At 42.3% G+C, this 8635-nt stretch carries 9 protein-coding genes; 5 read left to right on the top strand and 4 right to left on the bottom strand.

The window, feature by feature from the left end; translation table 11 throughout:
* Positions 1-60: 60 nt before the first annotated feature.
* A complete protein-coding gene (locus tag IQ234_RS18475; RefSeq protein ID WP_193958151.1) occupies positions 61-1074 on the top strand; it encodes an aldo/keto reductase in 1014 nt (337 codons plus the stop codon).
* A gap of 340 nt (positions 1075-1414) precedes the next feature.
* Positions 1415-1855, top strand: coding sequence for a hypothetical protein (locus IQ234_RS18470; RefSeq protein WP_193958152.1), 441 nt, complete (start codon positions 1415-1417; stop codon positions 1853-1855).
* On the opposite strand, the gene nagA is transcribed toward IQ234_RS18470, so the two are convergent.
* Complete coding sequence (gene nagA / locus IQ234_RS18465) at positions 1811-2962, bottom strand: N-acetylglucosamine-6-phosphate deacetylase (RefSeq protein WP_193958150.1); 1152 nt, start codon at positions 2960-2962, stop codon at positions 1811-1813. The genes IQ234_RS18470 and nagA overlap by 45 nt on opposite strands.
* A 374-nt stretch (positions 2963-3336) precedes the next feature.
* On the opposite strand from nagA, the gene IQ234_RS18460 reads away from it, so the two are divergent.
* The 3 genes from IQ234_RS18460 (at position 3337) to IQ234_RS18450 (ending at position 5610) form a co-directional block, all read left to right on the top strand.
* Positions 3337-4131 carry a metallophosphoesterase family protein gene (locus tag IQ234_RS18460; RefSeq protein ID WP_193958149.1) on the top strand — a complete coding sequence of 265 codons (795 nt, stop codon included), beginning with the start codon at positions 3337-3339 and terminating at the stop codon, positions 4129-4131.
* Positions 4132-4209: 78 nt separating this feature from the next.
* Complete coding sequence (locus IQ234_RS18455) at positions 4210-5028, top strand: SirB1 family protein (RefSeq protein ID WP_193958148.1); 819 nt, start codon at positions 4210-4212, stop codon at positions 5026-5028.
* Positions 5029-5145: 117 nt separating this feature from the next.
* Positions 5146-5610 (top strand): VOC family protein, encoded by a 465-nt coding sequence (locus IQ234_RS18450; protein ID WP_193958147.1) that lies wholly within the window; start codon positions 5146-5148, stop codon positions 5608-5610.
* Here the strand turns inward: IQ234_RS18450 and IQ234_RS18445 are convergent.
* The 3 genes from IQ234_RS18445 to IQ234_RS18435 all read right to left on the bottom strand — a co-directional run bounded on the left by IQ234_RS18445 (position 5607) and on the right by IQ234_RS18435 (position 8266).
* Positions 5607-6374, bottom strand: coding sequence for a tryptophan-rich sensory protein (locus tag IQ234_RS18445; protein WP_193958146.1), 768 nt, complete (start codon positions 6372-6374; stop codon positions 5607-5609). The genes IQ234_RS18450 and IQ234_RS18445 overlap by 4 nt on opposite strands.
* A 3-nt stretch (positions 6375-6377) precedes the next feature.
* The gene (gene fabZ / locus IQ234_RS18440; RefSeq protein WP_002734156.1) at positions 6378-6857 is read right to left on the bottom strand and encodes a 3-hydroxyacyl-ACP dehydratase FabZ; all 480 of its coding nucleotides are present in this window, start codon (positions 6855-6857) and stop codon (positions 6378-6380) included.
* Between the two features lie 269 nt (positions 6858-7126).
* Positions 7127-8266, bottom strand: a complete 1140-nt coding sequence (locus IQ234_RS18435) for a SpoIID/LytB domain-containing protein (RefSeq protein ID WP_193958145.1) — start codon at positions 8264-8266, stop codon at positions 7127-7129.
* Between the last annotated feature and the right edge of the window lie 369 nt (positions 8267-8635).

The following is an 8635-nucleotide window of genomic DNA, read 5'->3' as shown; positions in this document are numbered from 1 at the left end:
CCACTTCCCTCTCCCCCCACTCCCCAATTCATAATTCATAATTCATAATTTATAATTCCCATGTCCGAATCTCGTCGCTTACAGTTTACCCCCGATCTGGAAATTTGCCGTATTTTGAACGGAATGTGGCAGGTTTCAGGCGCCCATGGTTCGATCGCACCCCAAAAAGCGATCCCTAGTATGTTCTCCTATCTAGATGCCGGTTTCACCACTTGGGATCTGGCCGATCATTACGGTCCAGCCGAAGATTTTATCGGTGAATTTCGTCGTCAATTAGTCGCTCAAAGGGGCATTGATGCTTTAAATAATCTGCAAGCTTTCACTAAATGGGTTCCCCGTCCGGGTAAAATGACTAAGGAAATAGTCGCAAAAAATATCGCTATTTCCCTGCGTCGCATGGATGTGGATAGTCTCGATTTATTGCAGTTTCACTGGTGGGATTATCGCGATAAAAATTATCTAGATGCCTTATATTTTTTAGGAGAATTACAACAGGAAGGCAAAATTAAACACCTAGCCTTGACTAATTTCGACACGGAACATTTAAAAATTATTCTCAGCGCCGGGATTAAAATAGTCTCCAATCAAGTCCAGTTTTCCCTAATTGATCGCCGTCCCCTCGTCAAAATGGCGCAGTTTTGCCAAGAACATAACATCTATCTACTCGCCTATGGTACTCTAGCAGGAGGCTTATTAGGGGCAAAATATCTCGGTCATCCTGAACCCAATCCCATGAGTCTCAATACCGCTAGTTTACGGAAATATAAAAACATGATCGATGCTTGGGGAAACTGGCAATTATTCCAAGAATTATTAACTGTTCTTAAAGCGATCGCTGATTCCTATCATGTCACCATTCCTAATGTGGCAGTGCGTTACGTTCTCGAACAAAAAGCCGTAGCTGGAGCAATTATCGGGGTGCGTTTGGGTGTTGCTGAACATATCCAAGAAAATGCCCGTATTTTCGATTTTCAATTATCCCCCCAAGACTATCAAAAAATTGATCATGTCTTGCAAAAATCCCGGGATTTATTGCAGTTAATCGGTGATTGCGGTGATGAGTACCGTCGTTAACCGAAAAGGTGAATAGTTCTATCCCTATTCAATCCCTATCTAGAGGAAAAGTTGTCTATAACTAGGTAGGTGTTAAAAATTCTCAGATACCCCCCTTATTAAGGGGGATCCCCCCGCCTATCGGCACCCCCCTTATCAAGGGGGGACTAAGGGGGGATCGGCACACCCCTTATTAAGGGGGATCCCCCCGCCTATCGGCACCCCCCTTATCAAGGGGGGACTAAGGGGGGATCGGCACACCCCTTATTAAGGACTGATAACTGATAACTGGTAACTGATAACTGATAACTGATAACTGATAACTGATAACTGATAACTGATAACTGAAAAGAGGCTAATGATGAGATTTGAACAACCAATCCCCGATGATCCCGCTAATCAATGGCGCTATCAATTAGATCAATTTGTGCAAGAAAATCAACAGGAATTAGCTGGTTTAATGTGGGGTTTACTCTCGGAATGGGGAGAAAATTCTCAAGAAACCCTGGGCATTGATCTTAAACCTCAGCCTCATTTTGTCTGTTGTTCTAGGGAGTCCCTAGAGAAATTAAATCGCAAGGTTAATTGTAAAATTCAAGAGATGCTTGGGATTATTTATCGCTATAATCCCAGCGAAGAAGTGGCTATAGTCGCTATCGGTGATGGTCAGGTAAAATTGATTTATTTTCAACCCGATCTTTCCCCTCCTGAATGTTTTGATCGCCTCGAAGTCGATCTTGATACCCTCATTCAACAGTTAGAGTCCAAAATGCTGACGGAAATCCAATCTTTCCCAATTTGATGCCGATTGCCAGCGCAAAAAGTTGGCAGGTTGTCCCACCGATAAACCCGCTAATCCGATCGCTTTTCTGGGGGATTCTGTCGCTAGAAGAATCGCCGTTTCTAAATCACATATTCCCCAGTTAACTAAATTGGCTACTCCTTGTAATAAGGGTAAGGTCGTTCCCGCTAAAGTACCGTCAAAAAGTCTTGCTGTTCCCTGTTTGACTTCAATTTCTCTCTCGTCCCAAGGATAGACACCATCCCCTAAACCAATCGGCGCTAAAGCATCACTAACTAAGAAAATTCCTCGATGATAATTACTGGCTTTTAGTAATAATTCTATCATGGTTGGATGGATGTGTTGACCATCGGCAATTAACCCACAATAGACATCGCAATTGATAATTGCTTCCCCTAATAACCCTGGTTGACGATGATGTAAAGGAGGCATAGCATTAAAGGCATGAGTAACCATTTTTGCCCCTTGGAAAAAGGCTTTTTTGGCTATTTCTTGACTCGCTTGCGAATGTCCTAAACTGACGGTAATCCCTCGATCGCTTAGGTATTTAATTACAGTACCGCTACTATCTAATTCGGGGGCTAAGGTGATAATTTTTACAATCGATAAGTAGTCCCCAAAAATTTTATCTACTGTTTCTATACTTGGGGTTAAAAGATATTGTCCTGGATGCGCTCCCCTTTTTTCATAGTTTAAAAATGGTCCCTCTAAATGTACTCCTAAAACCTGGGCGCTTGATCGATTTTCCTGTTTCTGTTTTTCGATATATTTGGCAATTACTGAGAGGGATTTTTGAAATTTCTCCACCGACGTGGTGACTAGGGTGGGAAGATAACCATCAATTCCTTGATTCCCAAGATAATCGCTAATCTTATCTAATTTTTCTAGATCTGTTATTTCTAAGTCGGGAAATGCTAATCCTAATCCCCCGTTGATCTGTAAATCTACTCCTCCTAAGGATAGCCAATCCCCTTCCATATCGATAATCTTTTCCCCTTTTTTCTTTCCCCCCATCTCCGTGATCCTCTCGATCTTTCCCGCAGCATTTATCTCTATTTGTTGTCGATCCTGATAGGCGGGAATTCTAGCGTTAATTAGGGTTATCATAGCAGCAGAAAACTAATTTTTTTTTATTATAATCTCAAAAAAAAACTTTTTTTTTGATGATGCTTGACAAGGGAGCATTTTTTTGATATGCTTTTTTATATAATGGAAATCTTTGCATTAAACTTGAAATGCTTACATCCAATTCTATAAAAACTGATCATAAAAAAATAATACCATAACCTGACCGCTCTCTGTCCAGAGATTGCAAAAATACTTTACAAAACAATTACAGCCTTTCTCTGGCCGTTCTTAGGAGGGAGTGACTGTCAGAGGGAAAGCTTTGTCCTATAATAAAATTAAGACCTTATAAAAACTACCTTTTTAGCAATAAAAGAGTAGCAATTTTAGTCTTGTCAGCGATTAGAGAGGGGTGTATGTTTTTTAGAAAAATAGGGAAACAAACTCAAGAACCGCGTCGTATTATTATCGGAGATGTGCATGGGAATTTTCAGGCACTTTTGCGACTATTAAACCGAGTTGCTCCTGATAGTGAGGATGAGGTTTATTTTCTGGGAGATTTAATTGATCGAGGACAGCAGAGCTTAGAAGTGGTGGATTTTGTCATCAAAAATAACTACCAATGTCTCCTAGGCAATCATGAATATATGCTCTTAAAAGCTCTGACGGGAAAAGAAGTTTCCGAAAAATGGTTAAACGGCTGGATTGAGAGTGGCGGGGCGGCGACACTACTAAGTTATAATAACAATATACCCGCCGAACATATCAATTGGTTCCAATCCTTACCCGCTTATTTAGACCTAGGAGATATTTGGTTAGTTCACGCGGGAGTCCACCCAGAATATCCCCTTGAACAGCAAACAAACGAGCAGTTTTGTTGGATTAGAAACGAATTTCATACCATGACCCAACCCTATTTCAAGGATAAACTAATTATCACAGGTCATACTTTAACCTTTAGCTTTCCCGATGTCAAACCGGGGCAACTAGCTCGCGGCAGCGGTTGGCTAGGCATTGAAACTGGGGTTTATCATCCTCAAAGTGGTTGGTTAACTGCTTTAGATTGGACAAATCAATTAGTTTATCAAGTACGGGATCAAGATAAAAACTGTCGCACGATCCCCTTAGAAAAAGCGGTGGTTAATCTAAACCTTGACAAGATTTCTCGCTACCCTTCCCAGAAAAGCTCATCTAAAGCACTGAATCTTTAATGGTGATCAGAAAAGAGAAGCGATAAAACTGGAAGGATCGGTTAAAATAGTTGATAATCTGATTAATACCCTTTTCTAATGACCCTTGAACTCTTATACCAAGCTTTCATCGAAACAATTCAACATCCTGACTCCGAGATAAATCTAGCTCGGGCAGCTCTACAAATAGCCAATTTTGAATATCCCCGTCTCAAGATTGATCACTATTTAAATAGGATAAACTTAATGGCTGACGAGGTAAAAAAACGCCTACCCGATAGATTATATCCCTTAAAAATAGTCAAGGTTATCAATCAATATTTGTTTGAAGATTTACAATTTACCGGTAATACCCAAGAATACTATGACCCCCGCAATAGCTACTTAAATGACGTAATCGATCGCCGCACGGGTATCCCACTCACTCTCTCGATTATCTATTTAGAGATTGCCAAAAAGATCGATTTTCCCATGGTAGGAATTGGTATGCCAGGGCATTTTATTATCCGTCCCGATTTCGAGGAAGTGGAAATTTTTGTCGATCCCTTTCACGGTGGTGAAATCCTATTTAAACAGGACTGTCAAGAAAGATTAAGTCAAGTTTATCAACAGCCAGTTAAATTGGAAGAACATTTTCTCAATATTGCTACCAATCAGCAAATTTTATTACGTTTGTTGACTAATTTAAAATATATTTACCTGAATCGTCAACAATGGTCTCAGACAATTCGGACAATAGATCTACTACTTTTGCTCATTCCTAATCATCCCCTAGAGCTGCGCGATCGAGGTTTAGTTTACTATCAAATTGGACAACTCAGCCAAGCGCAACAGGATTTAGGCTTCTATCTCGCTCTCCTACCCAACGCTCAAGATGCAGAATCCATTCGACAATTATTGCAAAAAATTAACTCTTAAGTCGTCCATCGTCAGGAGATTATTTTTATTTGTTCTCCCCACATCCCAATTCATAATTCATAATTCATAATTCCCCCACACCCCACCAACAAACTTTTTCAGCAAACCCTAACTAAAATGACTATTAGTCCTTCCGTAACCGCGAAAAAACTCAAAATCGGTCAACTGCGAAAAGTCCATCATATCGCTTTCAACGTCAAAGATATGGATGCCTCTCGTCATTTTTATGGGGAAATATTAGGATTAGAGGAATTAGTGGGCGAAAAAATTCCCAGTACCTTAAAAGAATTAGTTGCCCAGGGAAAAGTGGCCAATTTTATCACCCCCGATGGTACAGTAATTGACCTATTTTGGGAACCAGATTTAACCCCCCCCGACGACAATCCCGAAATCGCTTTTACCCGTGCCAATCATTTAGCCTTCGATATTGCCCCGGAATGCTTCGATTTTGCCCTAGAAGTGCTACAAAGTCAGGGAATTACCATTGCTAGTGGACCCGTAACCCGGCCGACTGGGAGAGGGGTTTACTTCTACGATCCCGATGGCTTTATCGTCGAAATTCGCTGTGATCCCGCATCTTAACGACTCAGAGGGCGAAAATTGCCACGAAAAACCAGAAAAGTTAGGGTAATCGCTAATATAATCGCTGTTATCGCAATTAGAGGCAGAGAAATCTGTTTAACAGCGATCGCCAAAAACGCCCAGATAAACACCCCGATAAAAGCCCGATCTTTTCGTTTTAAACCGACTAAAATCGCGATTATCGCCCCGATAACCAGAATTATTACCGTCCAGATCTGGTCAGTTAAACCCCATCGCTGCCAGTCGATCCAATCTAGCACCGAAGCGACATTGACAATCGTGGCTACGCTAATCCAAGCGAAATAAATACTAATAGGAGTATTAACTAATAAACCCTGTTTACGATTGACAATCAAGCGATTAATTTCTAAGCGAAGATAAAGCCGGATGAGAGGAATTAAAATGCCTAGCATTGCCAGTAAAGACAGGGTAAAAAAACGCAATTGAAAGAGAATTACCCAGAGAATCTGACAAGCACTAGCGATGGCTAATTCGTAGCCTAACCGACGCAAACGCGGTTCAGTTTTATTAAAAGCCAAAGCTTGGTAAATTCCCAGACTAATTAAACCCAGATAAATTAATCCCCAGATAGCAAAAGCATAATTAGCGGGAACAATTAAGACATCTTGAAAAACTGTATTCGAGATAGCCCCGATATTTTCGCCCTTAAGAGGGAAAATATTAGCGAAAATGTTGGTAATAAAAGCCCCTAGAATAGCAAATAAATTTAGTTCTTGTCGGAAACGATCTCGATCAAAATTCATAGGTCAATCAAAGACGGAAAACATCATTTCGCCCTGGGCGGCCAATTGCCCATCGACTCTTGCTTCCCCTTGCATTTTAGCAATTTTATTCATCTTGAAGGATAATAATTCCACCGTCATGATTAATTGATCCCCCGGCACCACAGGACGACGAAAACGGGTTTTATCAATGCCAGCGAAGGCAAAAAATTTCCCTTTCATCCCGGGTAATTGGGTTAAAATCACTCCCCCCACCTGGGCCATGGATTCCACAATTAACACCCCCGGCATCAAGGGACGACTGGGAATATGACCGGGAAAAAAAGGCTCGTTGATCGTGACATTTTTTAGGCCAACAGCCTTTTTACCTGGTACATAGTCAATAATGCGATCAACTAGGGCAAAGGGATAACGATGGGGCAGTAGTTGGCGAATTTCCTCGACGGTAAAGGTAGTTTTTATGACTGGTTCCAACTCGGTTAAGGCTTCAGTAACGATGGTCATACAAGTCAAAAATTACAAGTGAGATCAGACATTATCTCACAATCAGTTATCAGTTATCAGTGATCAGTTATCAGTGATCACTGATCAGATGAACGTAGGTTGGGTTGAAGCATGAAACCCAACGCCAGCATAGTTTACGCTACCGCTAACCCATCCTACAAATAATTGTGCCTCCCTACTTAGCTTAACCAATTAGGTTTTAGATTCGATCCTTGTTATCAGTGATCAGTTCACTGTTTACTGTTGACTGGAAATGGCTGACAGCCTTTTTAATTGGGCATTTCAGTTAAACGAGCATTTTGATAATAATGGCCGAGAATGCGATCATAAGTCACCCCTTGGTCAGCGAGGGAAAAAGCACCCCATTGACTTAAACCGATCCCATGACCGAAACCGCGACCATTGATGGCAAAAGTACCGTTATTAGCTGAAATCGTGAATAGGGTACTACGCAGCTCCAGTATTCGCCGTAATTGGGTATCAGAGATTAATTTAGAGCCTTGATCGCCAACTATACGCATTCTAATCACCCGTCCGTGGGGAGTGATCCTTTCGGGAGATAGCGATCGCACGCGACCGATACCACCGATTAAACGGCCTAATTCCCCGGCGCTAAAGTTTTTTGACCATTGGAATACTGGGGCGACTTGATCGTAATCGACGACACCGCGCAGGTAGGGTAAGGGGGAATTCCAAACATCCTCGACATTTTCCGTATGACCCCCGGAGGAGGAGTGAAACACCGCTAAAATCGGTTTGCCGTTGAAACTCATAATTTGTCCAGCGGTGGCATTAACTGCCTCGTGGGTGCTAGTAAACTCGCTTTCTAGACCCTTATAAACTTGGGTGCGGGTGGTAGTATCGAGATCGTAGATGCGATTGCCGGAAGTATTCATTTGGTAGAGAGCATAGGTGCGGGCCGCCACGGATTGGGCTTTTAAGGCCTCTTGCGGCCAGGAGGGAATCGCCTCCGCACCGACGACACTATAGAGATATTCCTCTAAATCGACTAAATTTAGGGCTGTCACCCCAGAACCCTGCCGAATGATCCTTGTTCGTCCTCGATACCAGCGATCATTAATCCAGACGTAACCATCATTCTCCGGTTCGATGATCAATTGACTGGCCTGCCAATCGGCCAAACCCACCGCTTTTCCTCTGGGATTAGCATTGAGGGCATTCATGGCGGTTAATTCTCCTAGGACTCTCCCGGCCCCATCCTTCACCACAGCATCGGTGGAACTACCCACGGAGACGGCGCTAACACCTTTACTGATGGCAATGCGTAACTCGACAGCAGCTTGGACTGGAGCAATAATCAAAGCCCAAAAAACTAGGACGAGCCAACTATGAGCAGGCAGGCGCTGCAGGTAACTGCCCAGCAGCCTTGCTGTGTGTTTATTGGTCATGGGGATCGGACTCCTCACACAATCGATCGATAATCAATTTTACCCGGACTGGGATTTTTTGGCTACTCCAGTCCAGAAAAATTTTTCCCCTGTCACTGAGTAACGCACAGAAAACGGGTTTCTCGGAGAAACCCGTTTTCTCCTCAGGCAAAAGGCAAAGGGGAATAAATAATCAGTTTTTAATAACTGGATTTAGTATGACAATTTTTCTGCCCTCTGGCCTCTGAATGGGCAAATTGCCCTATTTTGTCCGATTAATCGGGATTTATTCGGTTTAGTCGATTATTTTCAGTAGGTAGGCGTTAAAAATTATCATATTTCCCCCCTTATCAAGGGGGGATTAAGGGGGGATCAAGGGGGGATCAAGGG

The sequence above is a fragment of the Microcystis aeruginosa LEGE 91341 genome, from assembly GCF_015206885.1.
Taxonomy (GTDB): domain Bacteria; phylum Cyanobacteriota; class Cyanobacteriia; order Cyanobacteriales; family Microcystaceae; genus Microcystis; species Microcystis aeruginosa_H.
Note: the sequence above shows the minus strand (reverse complement) of the source record. Positions and strands in the feature narration are given on the sequence as shown.